The organism is Ktedonobacter sp. SOSP1-52 (assembly GCF_016587395.1).
On record NZ_BNJH01000004.1, the window covers coordinates 65,681 to 88,975 of the forward strand.

The 23,295-nt window shown below is 55.0% G+C and carries 20 protein-coding genes and 1 pseudogene; 11 read left to right on the top strand and 10 right to left on the bottom strand.

Features of this window, described 5'->3' with window-relative positions; translation table 11 throughout:
• Positions 1-35: 35 nt before the first annotated feature.
• The gene (locus JMJ16_RS35455; RefSeq protein ID WP_201389359.1) at positions 36-851 is read left to right on the top strand and encodes a hypothetical protein; all 816 of its coding nucleotides are present in this window, start codon (positions 36-38) and stop codon (positions 849-851) included.
• A gap of 23 nt (positions 852-874) precedes the next feature.
• Here the strand turns inward: JMJ16_RS35455 and JMJ16_RS35460 are convergent, their stop codons facing one another.
• From JMJ16_RS35460 to JMJ16_RS35470, 3 genes are all read right to left on the bottom strand, one after another.
• The gene (locus JMJ16_RS35460; protein WP_201389360.1) at positions 875-1,378 is read right to left on the bottom strand and encodes a hypothetical protein; all 504 of its coding nucleotides are present in this window, start codon (positions 1,376-1,378) and stop codon (positions 875-877) included.
• A gap of 114 nt (positions 1,379-1,492) precedes the next feature.
• Complete coding sequence (locus JMJ16_RS35465; protein WP_201389362.1) at positions 1,493-2,014, bottom strand: hypothetical protein; 522 nt, start codon at positions 2,012-2,014, stop codon at positions 1,493-1,495.
• A 211-nt stretch (positions 2,015-2,225) separates the two neighbouring features.
• Positions 2,226-3,887, bottom strand: a complete 1,662-nt coding sequence (locus tag JMJ16_RS35470) for an AMP-binding protein (protein ID WP_201389363.1) — start codon at positions 3,885-3,887, stop codon at positions 2,226-2,228.
• A 327-nt stretch (positions 3,888-4,214) separates the two neighbouring features.
• On the opposite strand from JMJ16_RS35470, the gene JMJ16_RS35475 reads away from it, so the two are divergent.
• Positions 4,215-6,596, top strand: a complete 2,382-nt coding sequence (locus JMJ16_RS35475) for a tetratricopeptide repeat protein (protein ID WP_201389366.1) — start codon at positions 4,215-4,217, stop codon at positions 6,594-6,596.
• A gap of 40 nt (positions 6,597-6,636) precedes the next feature.
• On the opposite strand, the gene JMJ16_RS35480 is transcribed toward JMJ16_RS35475, so the two are convergent.
• The 3 genes from JMJ16_RS35480 to JMJ16_RS35490 all read right to left on the bottom strand — a co-directional run bounded on the left by JMJ16_RS35480 (position 6,637) and on the right by JMJ16_RS35490 (position 9,016).
• Positions 6,637-7,044 (bottom strand): DUF983 domain-containing protein, encoded by a 408-nt coding sequence (locus tag JMJ16_RS35480; protein WP_201370784.1) that lies wholly within the window; start codon positions 7,042-7,044, stop codon positions 6,637-6,639.
• Between the two features lie 283 nt (positions 7,045-7,327).
• Entirely contained in the window at positions 7,328-8,305 is a 978-nt protein-coding gene (locus tag JMJ16_RS35485; protein ID WP_201370782.1) for an NAD(P)H-quinone oxidoreductase, read from the bottom strand.
• Between the two features lie 189 nt (positions 8,306-8,494).
• Positions 8,495-9,016, bottom strand: a complete 522-nt coding sequence (locus JMJ16_RS35490; RefSeq protein ID WP_201380770.1) for a YceI family protein — start codon at positions 9,014-9,016, stop codon at positions 8,495-8,497.
• Positions 9,017-9,331: 315 nt separating this feature from the next.
• Here JMJ16_RS35490 and murF point away from each other — a divergent pair, with 315 nt between their 5' ends.
• From murF to JMJ16_RS35525, 7 genes are all read left to right on the top strand, one after another.
• Entirely contained in the window at positions 9,332-10,768 is a 1,437-nt protein-coding gene (murF, locus tag JMJ16_RS35495) for a UDP-N-acetylmuramoyl-tripeptide--D-alanyl-D-alanine ligase (RefSeq protein ID WP_201389368.1), read from the top strand.
• Between the two features lie 52 nt (positions 10,769-10,820).
• Complete coding sequence (locus JMJ16_RS35500) at positions 10,821-11,969, top strand: D-alanine--D-alanine ligase (protein WP_201389370.1); 1,149 nt, start codon at positions 10,821-10,823, stop codon at positions 11,967-11,969.
• Between the two features lie 251 nt (positions 11,970-12,220).
• The gene (locus JMJ16_RS35505) at positions 12,221-13,294 is read left to right on the top strand and encodes a dipeptide epimerase (protein ID WP_201389371.1); all 1,074 of its coding nucleotides are present in this window, start codon (positions 12,221-12,223) and stop codon (positions 13,292-13,294) included.
• Between the two features lie 1,061 nt (positions 13,295-14,355).
• Positions 14,356-14,844, top strand: coding sequence for a MarR family winged helix-turn-helix transcriptional regulator (locus JMJ16_RS35510; protein ID WP_201389372.1), 489 nt, complete (start codon positions 14,356-14,358; stop codon positions 14,842-14,844).
• Positions 14,829-15,356: an arsinothricin resistance N-acetyltransferase ArsN1 family A gene (locus JMJ16_RS35515; protein ID WP_201389373.1), complete on the top strand. Its 528-nt coding sequence runs from the start codon at positions 14,829-14,831 to the stop codon at positions 15,354-15,356. Before JMJ16_RS35510 ends, JMJ16_RS35515 begins: the two co-directional genes overlap by 16 nt.
• A gap of 60 nt (positions 15,357-15,416) precedes the next feature.
• Entirely contained in the window at positions 15,417-16,793 is a 1,377-nt protein-coding gene (locus tag JMJ16_RS35520; RefSeq protein ID WP_201389374.1) for an NAD(P)-binding domain-containing protein, read from the top strand.
• Complete coding sequence (locus JMJ16_RS35525) at positions 16,786-18,078, top strand: MFS transporter (protein ID WP_201389375.1); 1,293 nt, start codon at positions 16,786-16,788, stop codon at positions 18,076-18,078. The genes JMJ16_RS35520 and JMJ16_RS35525 overlap by 8 nt, the downstream gene beginning before the upstream one ends.
• Before the next feature lie 83 nt (positions 18,079-18,161).
• Here JMJ16_RS35525 and JMJ16_RS35530 read toward each other — a convergent pair whose 3' ends face one another.
• Both JMJ16_RS35530 and JMJ16_RS35535 read right to left on the bottom strand, forming a co-directional pair.
• Positions 18,162-19,409: a M28 family metallopeptidase gene (locus JMJ16_RS35530; RefSeq protein ID WP_201389377.1), complete on the bottom strand. Its 1,248-nt coding sequence runs from the start codon at positions 19,407-19,409 to the stop codon at positions 18,162-18,164.
• Between the two features lie 26 nt (positions 19,410-19,435).
• Positions 19,436-19,684: a hypothetical protein gene (locus JMJ16_RS35535; protein ID WP_201389379.1), complete on the bottom strand. Its 249-nt coding sequence runs from the start codon at positions 19,682-19,684 to the stop codon at positions 19,436-19,438.
• A 543-nt stretch (positions 19,685-20,227) separates the two neighbouring features.
• On the opposite strand from JMJ16_RS35535, the gene sigZ reads away from it, so the two are divergent.
• Positions 20,228-20,908 carry an RNA polymerase sigma factor SigZ gene (gene sigZ, locus JMJ16_RS35540; protein ID WP_201389381.1) on the top strand — a complete coding sequence of 227 codons (681 nt, stop codon included), beginning with the start codon at positions 20,228-20,230 and terminating at the stop codon, positions 20,906-20,908.
• Between the two features lie 88 nt (positions 20,909-20,996).
• Here the strand turns inward: sigZ and JMJ16_RS35545 are convergent, their stop codons facing one another.
• Complete coding sequence (locus tag JMJ16_RS35545) at positions 20,997-21,434, bottom strand: serine hydrolase (RefSeq protein WP_201389382.1); 438 nt, start codon at positions 21,432-21,434, stop codon at positions 20,997-20,999.
• Between the two features lie 355 nt (positions 21,435-21,789).
• On the opposite strand from JMJ16_RS35545, the pseudogene JMJ16_RS57490 reads away from it, so the two are divergent.
• Positions 21,790-21,942: pseudogene (locus JMJ16_RS57490) on the top strand (RNA-guided endonuclease TnpB family protein); the annotation flags it as partial.
• 63 nt (positions 21,943-22,005) lie between these two features.
• Here JMJ16_RS57490 and JMJ16_RS35550 read toward each other — a convergent pair.
• On the bottom strand, positions 22,006-23,259 hold the full coding sequence (locus JMJ16_RS35550) for an HAD-IIA family hydrolase (protein WP_201389383.1): 1,254 nt from the start codon (positions 23,257-23,259) through the stop codon (positions 22,006-22,008).
• Positions 23,260-23,295: the final 36 nt, after the last annotated feature.

The following is a 23,295-nucleotide window of genomic DNA, read 5'->3' on the forward strand; positions in this document are numbered from 1 at the left end:
GAACAGGCATCTACCTAGAGGAGAAGAGTCGTCTCATGGAGCAGCAACCGCACAGTCATAATCCACACCAGCCACAAAGATATTCTGAGCCACATGAAGAGGCAATATACCAGGACCACCAGGCGCCGTTTCCCGCTTCAACGCTGCCACACGCCAGCCTGAACCCTTATCAACGCAATTACTATAGCGAGCAGACCCAGACAGTCTATCCTCACCCAGACCAGGAAGGTTCCTTTGTGACCGCGCAAGACCCCTATGCCACTCACCCCACGTTTCCCCCTTACCAGGAGTACGCTCGCTATCCCTACTGGCAGCCGCAGCCCAGGAGAGCCAAACAGCACATGCGCAAATGGCTCTATATCACCACAGCGGCCCTGGTGGCAGCTCTCATCCTGGTAGCGGTCGTCACGCTTGCCTTCATACCGAGGCTCAATAGCCTCTATCCACATCCCAACGGGGCACAACACCCAGGCATCATACAATTTCCCGGTCTTCCGCACGCGGCAAACAATACAGGTGGACAGAGTCCATTTCTTCCAGGCCACTCCATGCCGCTCGTGCTACGCCAGCATCTCTCTTCCATACGCACACAGATGGCCAACGACCTGCATACCTCGCCAGAGGGCCTGATCCAGGAGTTGCAAGGTGGAGAAGATATCGCGCAGGTCGCCAGCAATCATGGTGTCTCAACCACGCAGTTACAGCAACTGATCAGTGATACACTCCATAGCAACCTGCAACCCGAGGTCAACAACGGGACCCTAAGTCAGCAGCAAGTAGACACCTTTATCGAGCGCGCCCAAAATAATCCCGCAATCCTGACGCATCTACTGGCGAGCAGCGATACATAAAGATCGCGAGACTATTCAGAAAGCTAAGCCTCTGCCGTGGTCTTAGCCGCTTCAAGGTCCTTCTCGGCCGAGTTTACCTCCAGGAGACGTCTAAATAGGCGCGTTATGGGGACATATGCAGCCAGGAGCGCAAGCGAGCAGGCAAGAGTTATCACACATCCAAGCAGATTTGTTGGCATGATAATATCCAGGGCGCCGGGTCCCCAGCTTCCCGCATGCTGGTACCAGGTGTTCAGACCCGCGCACCAGATCGCAGCCTGGAGGCACCAGTATGCCACACGCCCACGTCCAGAGCTTATGCCTAGCAGGAAGATGCCGATACCGATATACGTCAGCACGCCTCCAAAGCCCAGGCCATGGATATACCCCGGCCACCAGAGAAGATCTGACAGAATCCAGGAGAAACTCACCGAAGGCAGGGCCGAACGCGCCAGCACGACGTTTATCGCTCCGAGTATTCCCAGCACCAGGCAGACCACCCCTAGACCACACCACACAGACCGATAGCGCAAGAATCGCCGTAACATAGAAATACGCATTCCTTACTTATACAAACGCAAAACACTAAAATAGCTGTAACCTGTTTCCCCTATTATATCTACGAAGGCATACATCTACAATGGAGAAACGTTCACCGAATCCTAGCCGTTGCTACCACTTTCCAGGTACACCTGCGCATGCGCATGCGTATATACACGTCGCAAGAACCGCGTCAAAGGGATGTAACCGATGAACAATAACAGTGAGATTGCCAGGGTGACGATCCCCCAGAACATATTGACTGGCACCACAAGCGCTAGTAGATGTCCCCATGCGTAGGTTACCCGCTTCCCCGGCGTTTGGTAGAGCAGGTTGATCCCGACACACCAGACGGCGACCTGGAGCAACCAGAATGCCAGGCGCGGGCGCTCGGAACTGATGCCCAGTAAGCCAATCCCTATCCCTAGATAAATAAGAACGCCCCCAAAGGGAACGCCGGTCATCCAATCGCCCAGCATAGTGTCGCGCCACCACAGGATATCCTGCACGACAATAGGAATGCTCACCCGCAACAAACCCGCGTTTGCCATGACAATGCGCACAGTCCAATACAAGCTTAAAAGAAGACATATCACTCCCAGCGAACGCAGGAGCGTCTTAAGCGTAAGGGTTCGCGTTAGCATACAGCACCTCTTCTCTTCTAGATGTGCGCTTCCCCTCTCTCTCCTCAACCAATCGCGCTTTATTACAAAGATAAACGTGCATTCTCCTACTCAGGATACATGAGGATTTAGTAAGTTGGGTGCAGGGATGCCTCCGGCATCCCTGCACCCAACTTACCTGACTCCATGAGATATTGACCGACGCGCATGGCTCTATGCCTCTACATACAGCCTAGCTCTTTTTGTTGTGCTCTCTTTCGCGGAGTTCCACGCGCCGGATCTTGCCGGAGATAGTTTTTGGGAGTGTCTCGACGAACTCGATTTCGCGGGGATATTTATAGGGGGCGGTGACGTTTTTAACATGCTCCTGTAGTTCGCGCGCCAGGGAGTCCGCTGGCTCATAGCCCGGGGCCAGGATTACGAATGCCTTGACAATCTCGCCTCGCATCTGGTCAGGGCTGGCCACAACAGCCGACTCGGCAACGGCTGGATGTTCTTTCAGCGCGCTCTCAACCTCGAAGGGTCCAACGCGATAACCGGCTGTAATGATAACATCATCCGCCCGTCCAACAAACCAGAAGTAGCCATCTTCGTCCTTATAGGCCCGGTCACCGGTAATGTACCAATCGCCTCGAATGCTGGCCTGAGTCGCCTCAAGGTTGCGCCAGTACTCCTGGAACATCCACAGCGGACGCTCGGGCTTGATACGTACCGCGATATCGCCCTCTTTATGCGGTGGAAGTTCGCTGCCATCGTGATCGATGATGCTGATCTCAAAACCTGGCGAGGGCTTGCCCATTGAGCCAGGCTTGACTGTGAGAGGAGGAAAATTGCCACAGAGCAAGACCGTCTCCGTCTGACCATAGCCATCACGAATAGTCAGGCCCGTCTTCTCTTCCCAGAGACGAATGACCTCGGGATTCAGCGGCTCGCCCGCGCCCACGCAGTGGCGTAGCGCCTTTGGTGGATGGGACTGTAAGTAGGCCAGCGGTTCATCCAATACCAGCATACGATAGGCCGTAGGGGCGGCACAAAAGGTGGTAATGGGATAGGTATGCAGTAGTTCCAGAGTCTCCAGCGCGTTAAATTTTCCGCGCGCGTCCTGGACAAAGATGGCCGCACCCATGCTCCACGGGCCAAACAAGCTGGACCAGGCGGCTTTTGCCCAGCCATTTTCAGTGAGATTGAGGTGCAGGTCGTCCTCATGCAGGTCGAGCCAGTATTTCCCTGTGATGGTATGTCCAATGGGATAGCTGGCCTGGGTATGCAGCACCATCTTAGGGTTGCCCACGGTCCCCGAGGTAAAATAGATCAGGCAGGGGTCGTCGCTACGCGTCTTGGGGCCTGAAAAATCTGGCAGAGCCTTGCCTGTGATATGCGTGTAGCTGTGCCAGCCTTCACCAGGCTCATCATTATCTACTAGAATTGCCTGGGTGATGGTCAGGCACTGATCACGCACCGCCTCAAATTTTCGGGCTCCCTCGCTGTCCGTGATAATTGCACGCGCCTCCGCAGCCTTGATACGAAATTGGATGTCTTTCGTTGTGAGCAGAGTCGTCGAGGGGATAGGAATGGCACCTAATTTCATCAATCCCAGCACACTCTCCCACCACTCGGGAACGCGGGGCAACATGACCAGTACGGTGTCGCCTTTGCGGATCCCCAACAGTGAGAAGGCATTCGCCGCCCGGCTCGATGCCTCCGCGAAGTGCGCAAAAGTCAGGCGTCGCTCCTCCCCATCCTGTCCCAGCCATAACATCGCTAATTTCTGCGGATCCTGCGCCCATTTACCAATCACATCGGTTGCGAAATTAAAATACTCGGGAACCTCAAGCGCGAACGCGCGGCGCTCAGCTTCATAATCTAGCATATTCGGGGTTTTCGCCTGCGTCATACATGCCTCCTTACATCTCACTTGGCGTAAGAAACAACAACGCTGTTGCCGACTATGACCTGTATCATATCACGCCACATGGAGCACATGACAATAGTTCTCTCTCATCAGCTCGCAAGCTCACCTCGGGTAAGGGGATGTTGGTGCAGGTGGCGAGCCAGTGGCTCGCCACCTGCACCAACATCCCCTTACCCTTGAGCACCGCAGGCGCGAAAACTTGACCTCTTGCTTGATAGGTAACACCTCTCTATAATAAACCTGGATATGTTGAGCATCTCGCACACCTGAGCAAGACTGGCCATATATTAACCAGGAGTAGAAGTCTTTATGAGCAATACGCAAGCGAATTCGGAGAGCTACGTCGGGCGTCAAGTTGGAAACTACCTTGTTCAGGCTGAGGTACAGCGCGGCTCATATGGCAGCGTCTTCCAGGCCAAACATGTTATCTTCGCCGATGAACCTGTCGTCGCCCTCAAAATTCTGCATACTAATCTGACTGATCCGGCCTCCGAGCAGCAGTTTTTTGATGAGGCACGCCTGTTACGTCGCCTGAAGCATGCACATATCCTGCCTGTGCAGGACGCGGGACTCGATGAAGGTGTACCCTATTTCGTCGCGGCCTATGCCGCGGGCGGCTCCCTACGCGATCTCCTGCTCAAACAGCAGGGGACGCCTCTTCCCGTCGCCGACGCGCTGCGCATCCTTAACCAGGTTGGCGATGGTCTGAACTACGCGCATCAACAATCGGTGGTGCACCGCGACCTCAAGCCAGAGAATATCCTCTTTGGCGACCAGGGCGAGGCGCTGCTCGCCGATTTCGGCATCGCCGTAACTCTTACCTCGACGCGTACGCAACTCGCCAACCGCAGTGGTACCCCGGCTTACATGGCCCCTGAACAGTTTGAAGGCTTAAGCAGCATCAAAAGCGATCAGTACGCCCTCGGCTGCATGGCCTATGAACTCCTCACCGGGCGTCTGCCATTTCAATTCACCGATACCAGTATCGAGACCATCTGGTTCCAGCATGCCAAGGTGGTACCGACCCCACCCACGCAGATAAACTCGACAATTCCACCCTATACAGAGCAGGCGATTCTGCGCACCCTGGCCAAGGATCGCGAGCAACGCTTCCCCTCCGTGGCGGACTTCCTCCTGGCACTCAACGCTGGCTACACAACGCAGACGATCTACGCCGTGCCCGCCCAGCCACAGGGACTCACCCCGACCGTTATGGTAGAGCCAGCAAACCAGCAACAACAGCCCCTGGCTCCTACCCTCATGGTAGAGTCTCCCACCGGCCCGGCCATCGCGCCCACAATCCTGGCTGACCAGCCAGCCTCCTCTACACCCACTCAGGGCTACACACCAACCGTCTCAGCCGATGCGGATACAGAGAGTACACCCCATACGACGCAGGGCGACGCACAAAACCAGCCCCAGGCCGCAAGCAACGCTAAAAAGACGCGCCGCCTGCCAACCACCATAGCTGCAGGAAGTGCTTCTAATTCCCAGGCGCAAACATCCACGCCTGAGGTAGCCCCCGTGCCACCGCCCATTACGCCGGTCTCGCAACAACCCACGCTTATTCTCGATCCAGATAAGGCCAGGCTCTATGGCGAAACCGCGCACAAGCTCAATGACATCGAGCGCTATAGCGAGGCCCTGGCATATTTTGAGCAAGCCTTGCACTTTGATCCCGCCAACGGCTGGCTCTATGGTGGCAAGGGTTTCGCGCTGTATCACCTTGAGCGCTATGAGGAGGCCCTGACGGCACTCAATGACGCTATTAAGCTCGGCTATACCAATAATGGCTGGATGTATGCCTATCTCGGCTATACGCTTAAAGAGCTGCACCGCTACCAGGAGGCCCTGCAAGCCTACGACCAATCGCTCCAGCTGGACGCCAATAACGCCTGGACCCTGCGTGAAAAGGGGCATGTCCTCAACACGCTCAAACATTATGATGAGGCACTCAAATGTATCGATCGCTCGCTTGAGCTGGATGCCAAAAGCGAGTTCGCCTATGGTCGCCGGGGCTTCGCCCTCAAAAATCTCGGTCGCCACGCCGAAGCGCTTCAAGCGTATGACCAGGCCCTGACTCTTGATCCACACGATGGCTGGACCTATCGCGAGAAGGCCCACGTCCTCAATCTTCTTAAGCGCTATCCAGAGGCAGTCGAGGCGGCAAATATGGCGATCCAGTTCGATGCGCACGATATGTATGCCTATGTCCAGAAGGGTTTCGCCCTCAAGAATCTCGGTCACTATGAAGAGGTCTTACAGGCATACAATCAAGCGCAGGCGCTTGACCCTAAGAATGCCTGGTTCTATCGCGAAAAAGCCTTTGTGCTCAATGAGCTTAAGCGCTATGAGGAGGCATTACATGAGTCCGACCAGGCTGTTAAACTGGAGCCACACAACGCCTTCGCCCACGGACGCCGAGGCTTCGCGCTCAAAGAGCTCAAGCGCTATGAAGAAGCCCTTCAGGCCTATGACAAGGCCCTGCAACTAGACGCCAATGACGCCTGGACGCTACGCGAAAAGGCGCATGTCCTCAATAGCCTCAAGCATTATGATGAGGCCCTAACCTGCGCCGAGCAAGCTTTGCACCTCAATCCCCAGGACGACCTGGCCAAAGAACAGCGTGAAGCCGCCAAGCGTCACCTTCGCCGCCACAAGAAGGCCGCCGAAGAGAAAGAGAAAGAATAAGGATGTAGCCAGGGGAGGTACGCCTCCCCTGGCTACATCCTTATTCTTTACTCGAAAGCTCGAAGATACGCGTGCGTGTCTCCAGGTGTTCACGTGAAACCGGGTTGAAGAAGTGATCTATCGACATCCAGAAACTCCGGCTATGATGGAAGAAGAGGAATGGCAGCAAGACCGTCATAGGAATACCAATGGCCCAGATTAGAGCCAAAGACACGGTCCGCATGGCCGATAGAGGCACGGTAAAGCCGACAACGATGAACTCGCTGAGTACAAGGTTGATGGCCATAGAACTGGTAAAGTACCCCTCTTCCCCACGTTCATAGGGAAACTCGCAGTATGGACACTGATCATACATTTTGAAAGGACGGCGGAACAATTTGCCCTTCCCACAGATGGGACAACGCAGAATGAGACCACGCCACAACAATCGTGACAATTTAATATGCATAGTGCAACCCCTCTATAACCCATTGCTTCAACCTTGAAACATAAAGTTCTTTCTCTATACAAAAACAATAGCACAGACCAGATTATTCATGCCACTCATACCACTCTAAAAATACACGCATAGCACAGCGGATAGAGAGACCTGTTCTCATTTCGCTTAGAATCCCGACGCTGCTAAAGCACGCGTCTACATATAATGGTGCGGGGTATTTCACACCATTATATGTAGACGCGTGCTTTAGCAGCGTCGGCCCTTCCGACACTGTCGCCGATTGTCTGTTTGCTTAACCGAGGGCCAGCACTAGCTTGCCGAAGTTGCGGTTGGCCTGCATCACCTTGTGCGCCTCAGAGATGCGCTCAATGGGGAAAACCTCTTCCACAATTGGCCTGACCCTACCTCTGGCGAGCAAGGGTACAACCTGGACCGCGAAGTGGCGCGTGGCCGCCAGTTTCTCTTCCAGGGTGCGTGAGCGTAGGGTAAAACCACGAATGCTCAGACGTTTGGCCATGACCTTGCCCAGGTTAACATTGGCATCGGCTCCGCCCAGTGTCGCCAGGAAGACCAGGCGACCCCAAAGGCCGAGCGCCTCCAGATTCCCCTCCATATAGGGGCCTCCGATAAAGTCCAGCACGAGATGCACGCCCTCGCCATGCGTCATTTCCTTGACTTCCTGCGCGAAATTCTCGGTAGAGAGACCGACATCCAGGCCCAGCTCTTTGGCGCGTTCAAGCTTATCAGCGGTGCGCGAGGTGCCATACACCGTACAACCCATAGCGCTTGCCAGTTGGATCGCTGCCGTCCCCACACCACTACCAGCGGCATGTACCAGCAGGCGCTCACCCATCTTCAAGTCACCCTGGGTAAACAAGGCGTCATGGGCAGTGATGAATACCTCAGGAATCGCCGCCGCCTGGATAAAGTCCAGGTTCTCGGGAATTTCTACCAGCAGGCCCTCGTGGATAAGCAAATATTCAGCCTGTCCACCGCCGCCTGTAATCCCCATTACGCGCTGTCCAGGACGCCAGCGGCGCACCATGGGGCCCACCGCCGCCACCTCGCCCGCGAACTCCAGGCCGGGGATAATGGTTGGATATCCTGGAGGCGCCGGGTAGTGTCCCATACGCTGCGAGATGTCCGCGCGATTGAGACCTGCCGCCTTCACGCGCACCAGGACCTGGTCCCCAATCGGTTCGGGGGTGGCGATCTCCTGTACCTCTAATACCTCAGGGCCGCCCGCCCTGGTAATAATGACCGCTTTCATACCACTCTCTCCTTACAAATGTCTACATTGACACTGATGACCGCCTCTCAAGGCCGATGTCGCTACTATTGTACAATGTCGACGCCCTCTTTTGCAGGAGGGATTCTCAAATAAAAAAGAGGCAGCGTGTGTTTTCAAGTTTGAGAACACACGCTGCCTCTTTTTTATTTTCTGCTTCTCAGGAGGGAATTAGCCCTTGTTCTGAGTCTCCAGGTCGATCTCGATCTTGACATCGTCGCCAACCAGCACACCACCGGTCTCCAGAGCGGCGCTCCAGGTCAGGCCGAAGTCGCGGCGATTAATCTTCGTGGTCGCGCTCAGGCCGGCCACGGTCGCACCCCAGGGGTTCTTACCTTGACCCAGGTACTCGGCATCAAAAACGACTGACTTGGTCACACCATGGATGGTCAGGTCGCCGGTCACTTTGTAGCCATCGCCCGCGCGCTCAACATTGGTGCTCTTGAAGGAGAGAACAGGAAACTGCTCAGCATCAAAAAAATCAGCGCTACGCAGGTGGCCGTCGCGATTGGCATCGCTGGTATCGACGCTGGCCGTATCAGCCTGGGCCTCAACCCAGGAGGCGGCAGGATTCTGCTCGTCGATGTGCAGCTTACCGCTAAAGACTTTGAAGCTACCGCGAACTGTGCTGAACATCATATGTTTCACGGAGAAATTGACGTGTGAGTGTGTAGGATCGATTTCCCAGGCCATTAGATATACCTCCTAAAAAAGCAAATATGCTTTTGTTAGCAACTTTCTTTATGATAGTTACATTCTAGCATGTATAACTTGCATTTGTCAAGCCACTTACTTTCGAATAGCAACATATCTTGACTATGTTTTACCACATTAACTTATCATTGTCAAGTAGCTTATATAGAGTAAGTATAGAGTAGGCTGTTTGGTGGGCGGAGCCCACCAAACAGCCTACTCTATACTTATCTCTGAGCACCGCAGGTGCGAAGGTACTAGTTGAGCATGATATAATTGCACCAAAACCATAGGGTTGTGGAGGTTTTCTTCTCTATGTTCACCCTCGCCGACATCCTACAGCAATCTCAAAACGCACAGGCGCAAGTGCAGCTTGTGAGCACAACAACACCTGATCCGGCTATGACCTTTACCGAGGCGCATCACGATAGCCGCCAGGTCAAACCCGGTGATCTCTTTATTGCCATCAAAGGCGCCAAAGTCGACGGACACGCCTTTATTCATAAAGCGGCCCAGGCCGGGGCCAGCGCGGCCCTCTGCACACATCCCGTCGAGGATGTACCTGAGGGTTTTCTCCAGATCGTGGTTCCCGACGTAGTCGCGGCCCTACATGCCACGGCTCACGCGCGCACGCGCCGCCAGCCCGAGACCACCTATATCGGTATTACCGGTAGCAACGGCAAAACCAGCACCAAAGAGGCCATCGCCGCCGTGCTGGAGCGCCACGCGCCCACACTCAAGACTCTAGCCTCCTATAACACGGAGATCGGCTATCCCCTTACGCTACTACGCCTGGAGCCCCAGCATCGTTACGCGGTTCTGGAGATGGGCGCGCAATGGGTGGGCGAGCTAAAGATGCTCAGTGGCATCACCTGCCCGGACTGGTCGGTCATCACCAATGTGGGCGCCTCCCATCTAGGATATTTTGGCTCGCAGGAACAGGTCATCATCGCCAAAAGTGAACTGGTCCAGGTGCTCTCACCCGATGGGATCGCCCTGCTAAACTATGATGATCCCAATGTGCGCGCCATGAGCACCAAAACCAGCGCCCGCGTGATCTACTACGGTCAGGGAGAAGGCGCCGACGTCCGCGCCAGCAAGCCTGGCGGCGACCAACTCTTTGGGCGCAGCTTTGTGCTCAGCTACCAGGACCAGGAGGTTCCCGTTCAACTGCATATTCCTGGTGATCATGGCATCGCGATTGCCCTGGCCGCAGCAGCGGTAGGCTGTGCCGCTGGCCTGCCTCTAGATGTTATTCGGCAGGCGCTCGAAGAACTCAAACCAGCCAAACGCCGTGGCGAGATCAAGCCCGGCCCCAATGGCAGCACCCTGATTGACGACTCCTATAACGCCAATCGCCAGTCCATCCTCGCCATCGCCCAGGCCATGCATGGATCAACGCTCGCGCCCCACGGTAAACGCTGGGCGGTGCTGGGTGATATCCTGGAATTAGGGCAGTATGCACGCGAGGAGCACCGTACCTGTGGCGCCGCCCTGGCCTCCCTGGTCGACTACATCGTCGCCATAGGTGAGCAAGCGCGCTTCTTTATTGAGGGTGCCCTGGAAGCTGGCATGTCCCAGGATCACGCCTACTTCTATAGCGCCGACCTGGAGAACAGCGCCGAGGTTGATGCCGCCAAGCGCGCCGCCGCCGACCTCCTCAAGGAGCAGGTGCGCGGCGATGATCTCGTGCTCATCAAGGCCTCCCTCGGCCTCGGCATGGATACTCTGATCAAACAGATCTCAGAGTGATGTAAAGTAAAATACACCTATTTCCAGCGCAACACACGAAAGGATCACATCCGTGACACAGCATAATGAGCCAGGCGCGAAGAAAATTCGCATTGGCCTGATCTACGGCGGCCGCTCCGGCGAGCACGAGGTCTCCCTCAACTCCGCCAAATCGGTCATCGCAAACATCAATTCTGATAAGTACGAGGTCGTTCCCATCGCCATCAACAAAACGGGCAAGTGGCTGCTGGGTGTCGAACCAACACGCATGATCGAGGCCGAGAAGAGCGCCCAGGCTGAGGCCGAACTAGAGCAGAGCACTGCCGTTACCTTTACCGGCGACCCCAACCTGCGCCGTCTCATCCCGGTCAATGGCAGCCAGGAGCAACTAGAGAAACAGGGAGCCATCGACGTGATCTTCCCCGTCATGCATGGCACCACAGGCGAGGATGGCGCATTGCAGGGCATGCTAGACATGGCGGACGTCCCCTACGTCGGCTGCGGCGTCCTGGGATCGGCCCTGGGCATGGATAAAGAGAAGATGAAAATGATCTTCGAGCGCGCAGGACTGCCAGTTGGGGAGTACCTCGTCTACCGCCGCAACCAGTGGGAACGGGATCCCGAGAGCATCCTCAACGCCGTTGAGGAGCAGTTGAACTATCCCTGCTTCGTCAAGCCCGTCAACCTGGGTTCAAGTGTGGGCATCAACAAGGCGCACGACCGCGCCGAACTGGTACACGCCATCAATGTCGCCGCCGAGTACGACCGCAAGATCATCATTGAGCGCAACATCAACTGTCGCGAGTTTGAGTGCGCCGTCCTGGGCAATGACGAGCCTATCGTCTCTGTTATGGGCGAGGTCGTTCCCAACAACGAATTCTACGACTACAAAGCCAAGTATGTCGACGGGAAGTCCCAGGTCATTATCCCCGCCGAAATCTCGCAGGAGCTCTCGCAAGAGATGCGCCGCCAGGCCCTCATCGCCTTCACCTCGCTCGACCTCAGTGGCCTCTCGCGCATCGACTTCTTCCTGGAGAAAGAGACCAACAAGGTCTACATCAACGAGGTTAACACTCTTCCCGGCTTCACTCAGATCAGCATGTATCCCATGCTCTGGGAGGCCAGCGGCATCCCCTATCCCGAGTTGATTGACCGCCTGGTCGAGCTCGCCCTTGAGCGCCACGCCGACCGCCAGCGCAACCGCACCAGCTTCGGTTTGTAGAAGTTACCTATAGTTTATGTGAAGATAAGCGCTTCAGCCTGATGGCTGAAGCGCTTATCTTCACATAAACTATAGGTAACCCGCTCCCCTGGCTCCTGGTGGCTATTAGGGAGTCTGCCTGATGTTATACAATACAAGCATATCTAAGCCGTTCCCAATGTACTAAAAAGTATATTTTTTACTATGCTCTGGCAAGCGACCCACAAACCAGGATACATGCATCAATGACAAGCAGAAAGGCAGCAGCCCACATGACTCGTACCACCATTACCTCTGTGACCGTTGAACCTTTAACTATTCCCCTTCTCGAACCTTTCGCTATCGCGACTGGGAGCGTGAATGCCGCAAGTAACGTCCTCATCACTATCACCTTACAAGATGGCAGCGTGGGCTATGGCGAGTGCGCGCCCTTCCCGCCTAGTACGGGCGAGTCCCAGGAAACCGCTCTGGCCGCTGCCCATGGCTGTGCCGAGCTGCTGCGTGGACAGGATGTGGCCAACTGGCGTGTCCTCGCCAAGCTGATTCGGAGCCACTTCTACGCCCAGGCCACCGTCTGTACTGGCATGGAGATGGCGATCCTCGACGCGCTAACCCGCTCCTATGGCATTCCGCTCTACACCTTCTTTGGTGGGGCCACAAGCTCGGTCGAGACTGATTTGAGTATCCCCCTGGTCTCGCCTGAGCACGGCTATGAACTGGCGCAGGACGCGGTCGAGAAGGGTATTAGCAGCATTAAGGTCAAGGTGGGTGGAGGTCTGCGCGAGGATGTTGACCGCGTGGAGGCCATTCGCAGTGGCGCGCCCCATGTAGGCCTGACCCTCGACGCTAACCAGGGCTATACCCCTAACGAGGCCCTACTCTGTCTTGAAGCCCTAAATGATCGCGATATTCGCCCCCTGCTCCTGGAGCAGCCAGTCGCCAAGGACGACTTCGAGGGCCTACGCTATATTACCAACCACACCTCGGTGCCCATCGCCGCCGATGAGAGCGTCAGCAGCCCGGCCGATGCCTGGCGCCTGATCAGTATGGGAGCTGTAAATGTAATCAATATTAAGCTGATGAAGTCGGGATTCGTGCAGGCGCTGGACATCGCCGCGCTCTGCCGGAGCACAAACACGCAGCTTATGGTCGGGGCTATGATCGAGTCACGCCTGGCGATCAGCGCCTCCGCACATTTTGTGGCTGGCCTGGGTGGCTTCCGCTTCATTGACCTGGATACCCCCATGCTCCTGGCTGAAGATCCCTTCACCGGGGGCTACGAGCAACGGGGAGGCACCTATGATCTCTCGACCGTCAAAAGTGGCTTGGGCATTGAGCGACGATAACAGCAGTGGCTTCGAGCAATGAACGTCTCACGTATGAGAGCATCTGCTCAGCAGCATCGCTGCTTTCTTTGCCAAAAAGATGATTAAATTGACCTGCTCCGCAAGAGGCAACGAAAAGCAAGGGGAGAATGTGTCTCACGTTCTCCACGCAAGCAGGTCATGTTCAAAGCGTGAGCAACGCCTATTTACCCTCCTCTTGATGAAGGTATGCTTCTAGAACCTCATGACTTAGAGGAACTACTGGGTGACATCCATGAGTTGTTGGAGAAAAAGGGACTAGTGGTCACCATCTCATAAGGTTTGGAGCCAAAGAGGAAGAGGCTGAAGTGATGCGATTTCACTTCAGCCTCTTTTGCGTGTCTCATGATGAGCGCTTCAATTTGTAGGGGAAGGAACGTTTCCTTCTGTTCCTGATTTCTCCTGAGTTGGGGCAACTTCACCTCTTCGTTCTGGGAAAAGAAATCCCTTTTTGCATCCCTGTGGGATGCATCATTCCTACCAGGGAAACTTCCACAATTGCCCCTGTTTTAAGGTATTTTTAAGAAGTTCATGCTGAATTTTGACATTATTTTGAGGATTATGCTACACTGCCTTTCATGACTCTGGTATTGGATACCGTTTTCATGATGAGTGAGTTTGTTCAATCCTCACAGGTGACTTCCTCTTATTCCTTCAGATGCCAACACAACTTGCCTCTCTCAGTTCGCCAGAGCAAGATCCTCCTCAGCAGGGATTGAGAGAGGGGCACGCACAAAGAAATGCTACCCCAAGACCATGTGTAGCGTGCAAGGGACAGACTCATAAGAGTAACTGGAACGAGCCAATCCCAACAATTCACATTGGCGAGCAAGGGACAATTGAGGATGCTCAGGCTGGCTTCAGTTCACAATAGCACTATCCCCAACACATCAGTGCTTGCACTGCTAACATGGTCACACGACGGTGCGTCCTCCTTTGTTTGTTGCTGCATTCAACGTTGCTATTGACAACAACACAAGAGAGATGATACATTCTCCATATCGCTCGTTGTGTCAAGCAACGAAAAAGATCGGAGGAAGACAATGAGATCGCATGTCTCGGCAGGGGCCTTGTTGCGCGAGGTGGCCCGCTTACATGTGCAATTACAACGCAATTGTGTGACTTATTGTGGAGGAACGACCTCTACCCAGTGTACGGTGCTCACCGAACTGGGGCGGAGTGGGCAAGTGACGCTGGCAGAACTGAGTCGCCGGATTGGCCTGGATAAGGGATGGACCAGCCGCGCCATCGAGCAGTTGGTGCAGGAAGGACTGGTAGAGAAAGTCCCCAGTACACGGGATCGGCGAACAGTGCAACTGTCCCTCTCTACCGCAGGCGAGGCACGTCTGGCCGAGCTGAATAGGACCCTCAATGACCTGGCAACACAAACCTTTGAACATATTCCCGCAGCACAACATGAGATGGTCCGTTCCTCTTTGGAACTCCTCCAGCAAGCTTTACAGACCCTAACGACGGAAGCGGGTACCTGCGAAAACACGGATCAGGGAGAGGCAGCATGCGAGTGCGAGTAGCCACGGTTGCCGATGCCTCGGCGATTGCAACCATTTACAATCAGGGGATCGAGGACCGGGTGGGGACGTTTGAGACGCAGTTACGTACCGAGGCCATGGTGGCATCCTGGTTTGACGGCATCCATCCCATTATGGTGGTGGAGCAGGAGCAAGACCTTATCGCCTATGCCTCCACCTCCTCCTATCGCTCGCGTCCCTGCTACGCTGGTATCGCGGAATTTTCGGTCTATGTTCGCCGCGATTGGCGAGGCAAGGGGGCGGGACGCCTGGCCATGACCCACCTCATGCAGGAGAGCGCGACTGCCGGGTTCTGGAAAATTGTTTCACGCGTGTTCGTGGAGAACAAGGCCAGCCGTGGTCTGCTACGCTCACTGGGATTTCGCGAAGTGGGCATCTACGAAAAACATGGGCAACTCGATGGCCTCTGGCGTGATGTGGTGATTGTCGAATATCTCATCGCCAGCAATCTTGCCCCTGCGTCCTTTGGCGCGTCTTCTCGTCATTCTCTATAGCAGAGCAAAAATAGAACAAGAGCGATGCTTTAGCGATGCTTTTAAGAAGGAGATAACACGATGAATTATGCATGGACTGCTGCAAACGGCTCTTCGCTTCCAGTTGCCATTATTGGTGCTGGCCCAGTTGGACTGGCAGCCGCTGCCCATCTTCTGCGCAAGGGGGAAACCCCTCTTCTATTTGAAGCAGGCGATACGGTAGGGGCCTCAGTTCTGCGCTGGGGACATGTTCGCCTCTTCTCACCCTGGCGCTATATGCTCGATAAAGAGGCCGTCTCCCTGTTAGAGGAAACGGGATGGCAAGCTCCTGACGCTGAGGGCTATCCCACGGGGCGCGAACTGGTTGATCAGTACCTCGAACCTCTCTCCCAGGTGTCAGCACTCACACCCCATCTGCATCTCAAGAGCCGGGTCCTGGCGGTGACGCGCCTGGGATATGACAAAATGAAAACCCCAGGTCGCGAGGAGGCCCCCTTTGTGCTTCGCGTTGAACGTGCCAGCGGTGAGGAGGACGATGTGCTGGCCAAAGCAGTGATCGATGCTTCAGGGACCTATTTAACCTCGAATGTCCTGGGAGCATCGGGCATCCCAGCGGTGGGTGAATGGGCGTTACAACAGTCCATCTTCTACGGCATTCCTGATGTGCTGGGCAAGAATCGAGCGCGGTATGCGGGTCGTCGCGTGCTAGTCGTTGGCAGTGGGCACTCTGCCTTCAACGCCCTGCTCGACCTGGAAGTGTTGGCCCGCGAGGTGCCGACCACGCAGATCTTCTGGGCGATTCGTCACAGTGATACTAGCCAGATGTATGGTGGCGGTGAGAATGACGCGCTTGCCGAACGCGGTCAACTCGGGACACGCATTCGCACCCTGGTCGAACGTGGACACGTACGACTGGTGACAAACGTTCAGATTCGCAAACTCGTGCAGACAGAGGAAGGTATCTCCCTGGTTGGCTATGAAGAGACATTGCCAGCGGTTGATGAGATTATTGCGACGACCGGCTTCCGTCCCGACCGGGCGCTCACGAGTGAATTACGCCTCGCACTCGATCCTGCGGTGGAAAGCCCAGTTGCCCTGGCGCCGTTGATCGACCCAAATGTGCATAGCTGCGGGACTGTCCCTCCTCATGGCATGGATGAACTCTCTCACCCAGAATCCAACTTCTATATCGTGGGAATGAAGAGCTATGGTCGTGCTCCAACCTTCTTGATGCTCACGGGCTACGAACAGGTCCGCTCCATTGTGGCTGCCCTCACTGGCGACTGGGAGAGCGCGCGTCGGGTTGAACTGGAACTGCCAGAGACGGGCGTCTGTTCGGTAGATAATGGTAGGTCCTGCTGTTCGGCACAGCCTGAAGAGATTCCCCTGAATCTCGGGGTCAGGCAATTCGCTGGGAAGGGTCTCCAGGTAGTAACGCCAGGGAAATGCTGTGGCTAACAACAATGCTGGGGAGAGACTTCTCTCTTCCCAGCAACATCTCACAGACGCTCCCATAATGGGGAAGGAGCCTCTCGCTTCCAGGCGCTCTTCCTATGGCTGGATTTTGGTTGGAGCCCTTGGCCTGACCACGATTCTTTCCTATGGGACGACCCAATACCTCTTTGGCACGCTTGTCGTTCCCGTGAGTGACACCTTCCATTGGAATCGGGCCAGCATCTCCAGAGTCTATGCGGTCAGCCTGCTTCTCGCCGGGTTGTTGGGTGTGCCTGTTGGGTACCTGGTGGATCGTTATGGGGCTCGCCTGCTCATGACACTGGGATCGCTGCTGGGTGGACTGACCTTCTTTGGGCTTGCCTCTGCCTATGCTGCCTGGCAATTTGCGCTCCTGTGGGCAGCAGGCATGGGCATTGCGATGGCGCTTTTCCTTTACCCGGTCACCTTTACCGTCATCACAACCTGGTTTGAACAGGGGCGAGGCAAAGCCTTTGCGGTCCTGACCTTTCTGGGAGGGCTGGCATCACCTATCTTCTTTCCCCTGGCGGGGGTCCTGCTACCTAGCATGGGTTGGCGCCATATGCTTCTTCTCTTTGGGGGACTTCATCTTGTCATTGCCGTGCCACTCCATGGCTTGTTGCTGCGACGAGCGCCAAGGAGAGAGGACACACAAGGAGCACAGAAGCAGCAAGAACACGCCTTCCTACGAGAAGACGGGGTTACTGCCCGAGAGGCCTTGCGCCAACGTCCTTTTTGGATGTTGACGATCTCGTTTGCCATTGCCATGCTTGGCAATACTGTCCTCTTTACGCACCAGATTGCGCACCTGATCCATCGCGGATATGATCCGGTGCTCGCCGCGACCCTTGCGGGAGGATTAGGGCTGGCAAGTTTACCAGGGCGGGTCGGGCTCAATCTCTTGAGCGAACGCGTCTCCCCACGGTGTTTGCTCGGTCTTTGTCATGTTGTGCAAGCCCTGGGTGTCGTGGTCCTCATCCTGGCCCCATCGGTTCCCTGGTTACTGGTGTATGTGCTGCTCTATGGAGCGGCCTTTGGGGCGATCTCCCCGCTGAAAGCCTCCGTTGTTGCGGGCTATTTTGGCAAGAAAGCGTATGGAACCATAACAGCCCTGCAAGGCTTGCCCATTGCCCTGTGCAATGCGGCAGGTCCCCTGCTCGCAGGCTGGCTCTATGACCTGCTTGGTCGCTACGATCTCTCATTCTGGTTATGTGCTGGGGGATTTCTCCTAGCGGGCATCGGCATCACACTCACGCCTCCAGCCAGATAATGGACACCACACTCTTTGTAAGAAAAGGAAAAGCGTGACCGTGTGAGAGGCCTGCCTGCCAACACGGTCACGCTTTTCAGCGTTTACGCCGCCAGTTGCCAGAGGGTGGTGAGAAGAAGGGTCGCTGCGATGCGGAGTGCCTCTGGTTGCACGCGCTCAATCGCATCACCAGGGGTATGCAACTGTGCCACCCCAACACTCACTCCCACCGCAGGGAAGCCTGCCTGCACAAATGGTCGCTGATCCGAGGCAATGTTGCCGACGATGAGCGGGATATCGAGCCAACGTCCTGCTTGATCAAGCGCCTGGAGCAAAGGCTCGGTCTGCGAGCCTGGCTCAATCCAGACCGCATCATTGAGGCAGGCAGCCCCATCCAGGTTGAGCATGAGCGGTGTGCTTCCCTGAGCTTTGAGCTGAGTAACCAGGACAGAGGACCCTTGTACTCCGACTTCTTCCGCATCGAAGGCAACAAAGAGGAGTGGGCGCCTGAACTGGAGGCGAGCCAGGGCGATGACCCGCGCCAGTTCAAGGAGGACCGCGACAGCAGCCGCGTTATCTGTCGCTCCTGGAAGGCGTGGTCCTTCCACATCATCACCAACACCATCATAATGTGCCCCCAGGATCAGGGGAGAACTGGTCAGATGCTCATCGGTTCCAGGACGGTGTGCCAGAACGTTGCCCCCTTGGGCCTGGTGAGCATAGACGGGAACGCGCGCGCGTATCCTTGTGCCCGTCAGGTGTGCGTGCAGGTCTGCTCGAACTGAGAGCACTGGAAGGGCCACGGGAGTACCGGCAATGATACGCTTCACCAGGTAGCCATCAGCGGTTGTGTAGAGAGGGGTCAGCAAACCTATCGCTCCTTGATGTGCGAGTTCGTCGGCGAGCGTCGTGAATGCGGTCCCCTGGGGAACGGCATCGAGCGCGACCCATGCGCCCTGATAGCGATCAAGCACTCCTTCTTCCGAAAACCTCACAACGCTCCCCTCGACGATGTCTGGTTGAAAGGCGGAGCGTGGATGCTCACAGTACTCGGTACGCTGGACAAAAGTTCGGAGGATCTCCCCCTCAGCCGTCACCTGTTCCAACAGCAGTGGGGCAGCCTGTTCCAAGACAGGGACCGAAAGCGGAAAGGCCTGTGTCGTCGTCTCCCACTCCAGAGCCTGCCATTGCTCCACAAGAAAACTCGTTGCCCCTGCGTGTCCCTGCGTTCCCACCCGTCGACCGGCAAAAGCGGGAGCACACAACTGGTGTGCGTGCTCCCGCATGCGAACTGAATCGAGAAGGGTGAGGGTCGCGAGCAGGTCAGGCGGAACTGGTTGCTCAGTCATCATGCAGTCTCTCCTTCCCGGTGCTGTTATTAGCAGCATCGCTGTTGTCCAGCAGGAGAAGCTCCTTGCACGGGTTCGCCACAACACCCGCTTGCTACCTGCGTATCGGTGGCGAGGGCAGAGCTGGATGTGGGTTCGCCACAACACCCTGTGCTTGTGGACTGGCTGGTCATGCCACAGCACCCACTTTGCTGGACCGGTAAGGTGGAAACGGTGGGGAGACCATGCTGAAAACCGCCTCTGGCTGCGGGCTTTGACGAATTGGAGACCTGAGTCATGAATGTGTACTCCTTGTTGTTCGTGTCATCTATTCAACTGTGTATGCCCTTCTGGCATGTTCATTTGAGTAGACGTAGTTCCTCGCCAAAAGACGCAACTCTCTCACATGCAATTTCTGTGGACAGATCATGAAGTCGGCAAGCAAGGAGGGTGTGATCGGAGCCAGGCCAGGATGGCTTCTTGTCCAGATGCGTCCTTTTTCATTATGCTCCGTCTACCTGAGTAGAAATGGTTCGAAGAACAGAAAGGGCATTGAGGATGTTTCGAGAAGAAGCACTAGCGCACTGGCGTCAGCAAGAGTATGAACAGGCCCGTCTCCATCTATATCGCTTCCAGGCGGCACATTTGGCTAGGGCATCAGACAAGAGACAAAGCGCATGGATGAAACTTGTTTCCAGCATGCTCAAGTACGGGGTTTTGTTGCGCCTTGGCACAGATGGATCGAGGAATGCTGAGGAGCAGCTCTATTGCCCTTCTCAGCCCTTGACGTGCTGTGCATAATACAGGCAGACGATCTCCATCAGAAGAGAAGGTACAAATTGATGTTTCACACGGTTGAGTCTGCCTGGCAGACACTCCATGACCCCCTCTACCGCTTTATTCGCCGACGCGTGGCAAACCAGGAGCAGGCCGAAGATCTGCTCCAAGAGGTATTCCTCAAAATGCACACACAAATCGGCTCGTTGCGCGAACAGGAGAAACTGGAAAGCTGGATGTATCAGATTGCGCGCAACCTCATTATTGATCACTATCGCAAAGGGCGGCAGGATATTCCCCTGGAGGATGCTGAGGAGATGCTGCCCCTCGATGAAATTCCAGAGGAAGATCTCCAGGCACAGTTGGCTGCGTCGGTCGCTGCGATGATTACCTGCTTGCCCCCTACGTATCAAGAGGCCCTTCTCCTGACCGATGTGCAAGGTCTCTCACAGAAAGAACTGGCAACGCGTCTAGACCTGTCATTTTCAGGAGCCAAATCACGAGTGCAGCGAGCACGCGAAAAGCTGAAGCAGATGGTGCTCGATTGCTGCCACATCGAATTTGATCGCCTTGGGCGTGTCATTGATTACCACTCCCATTGTGCCTGCTGTCAGACACAAGAGCATGAGAAAAGAGGATGCTCAGTCGGGCAGTGTGCATGCACATCTCGAACAACACGCGCATCGTCTCAGGCGAATGCCATCTTGCCAGTCATCAATACAAGAGGTATTAGTCTCAAGGCTTGAAAGAGAGCGTCTCGCGAACAGATTGCGAGCCTGACTATAGACGCGGAAATCGAATCAGGCTAGTTTTCTCTTCTTGATGAGGGTATGTTTATAGAACCTCACGACTTAGAAGACATACTGAGCGATATCCATGAATTCTGGTTGGAGCGATGATCGAGTAGGGAGAGCGGACAAACGGGCCATCCAGGTCGCGCATCACCATGCGGTGTGCCAGTTCTGGGAGCCAGGCATCCACCGAGTCGTAGAGGCAAAGCCTGCCTTCTTCTACCAGCATTAAGGCAGCGGCAGTCGTCACTGGTTTGGTCATGGACATGATACGAAAGAGCGTATCGCGCTGGATGGGGATCTGTGCCTCTCTGTCCTGCCAGCCAATGGTCTCGACGTAGGCTTCCTCACCGTGTCGGTGAATGAGGGCAACCATCCCTGGGATACCGCCGCGCTCGACGTAGCCGTGCAAGACGCTGCTCAAGCGACCCAGACGTTCTTGCGACAATCCCGTCTTCTGGATACTTGCTCTTTCGTTCATCACATACTCCTCCATTCGGGTTGGTTCAAACAATTGTTTTGTATTGTAACTGAAACAAGCACAGGCATAGATATCTCTCTATAAGACGGAGGTCAGCCCGCTTGCGAGTTGACACGTGTGACAGCCAGCTATCGGGGTTGAGGATCCGCCAGCCGAATCGCCACTTCTGTTTCCCATTTCGCTTGATCTTGCTCCTCGTTTGGATCGGTGAGGAAGGACATCAGACGCGCGCCGATTAGCCCGCCGCAAGCCACGGTTCTTTAGACCGTGGTGAGGCGTGTTCTTAGGCTTTAGCCATTGTACAATAGAGTACTACATAGAACGTATGTTTGACAATTTTACATCAGTCTGGTGCTGTCATAGCCTGGTCGTACGCTACAACCAGGGACAACCCCAGGAGGGCTATACTCCCGGCGCCGCCCTCTACATCTGCCCACAGTGCCAGATACGCGATCATGCCGACAGAAATGCCAGCCTGAGAGTCGGACAGCGCTTGATCGAGCGTACGTGTTCCAAATCAAAGACAATCATCTTTCTTCCTGTGATTTCTTTCACCGTTTTTTCCTTTTCGTTACAACGGAAGCTCGAAAATCCTCGTCGTCCTTCCTGAGAGTGCATCAGCAATCCATTTCCCATGAATGGGGAAAAGAAGATCAGGAAGATGTTGGGGAGCCACAAAAGCGATCGGGAAAGCGGATTGCCATGCCTCCTGCACTATTTCTTCCTTCATCTCGCAGAGAAAAGTCGTTGTGATAAAATGAGTAGCTTCTCCGTTTGGAAGCAATATAACCTGCGTGAGAGGATCTGAATATACTCCACTTATGGCCTTTATAGAGATGCTTACCCCTGTTTTCTGAAAAACTGCGCGCACAATGGCTTCTTCAAGTTCCTCCCCAGGCTCAACGCGTGCAGTTGGTAACTCCCATCCCTGATGATTGGATTGAAGCAGCAAGATCTGCTGTTGCGCGTTACACACGACAGCACATACCGCAGGGGCAACCTGCTGCGGCCACACATAAGGAACAGGCTGCCAGTGTTGGATGGGGGAACGTGCATCAAAAAGAGCTGAGAGATTGGGAAGAACTGCATCGGGTTGACGCAAATCCCGTGTCCTAGAAAAGAGCGGGATATCTGGTGTCAGAGTGGAGATCAAAAGAGCACTTATCCCAGCCTGATGGGCACCAACAATGTCACTGACAAGCGTATCACCAATCATGACGATCCGGTCACGTTCCACAGCAAGATCCCGACATGCCTGGACAAACATGGCGGCAGAAGGCTTCCCAATAATCGTTGGTCTCTGCTCACTTGCTACCTGGATTGCAGCCACGATGGCTCCTGTTGCTGGCGCAGGACCAGATGGAGAAGGGTACCAGGCATCAGCGTTCGTCGCAATAAATGGTGCGCCGTCTCTGATCAGTCGTACTGCATGACGAATATGGGTATAGTCTATCTGATCCTCGTAGCCAACGACGACCGCTTCTGGGTTCTCTTCCTCAACGGCAATTCCCGCTTCAGCGAGTTCGAGCAGCATATCAAAGTTTCCAATCGGATAGACACTTTGAATCCCCTGTTGTTGTAAATACAGACAGGTTGCCCAGGTAGACGTGATCACTTCTTCTTTTTGAATCGTGATCCCCATATTTTGAAGGCGCTCAACGAGTCGTTCGCGTTGTATGCTGGGGTTATTGGTAAGGAAACGAAGCGATTTTCCCATGTCACGCAAACGTTGAAGGGATGTAACAGCATAAGGGAGGGCCTGCTCTCCTATGTAGATCACCCCATCCAGGTCCAAGAAAAAAGCGTCAAATTGATTGGCAAGCATCCGAATGATTTCCTTATAGTATGTATGAATGTTCAG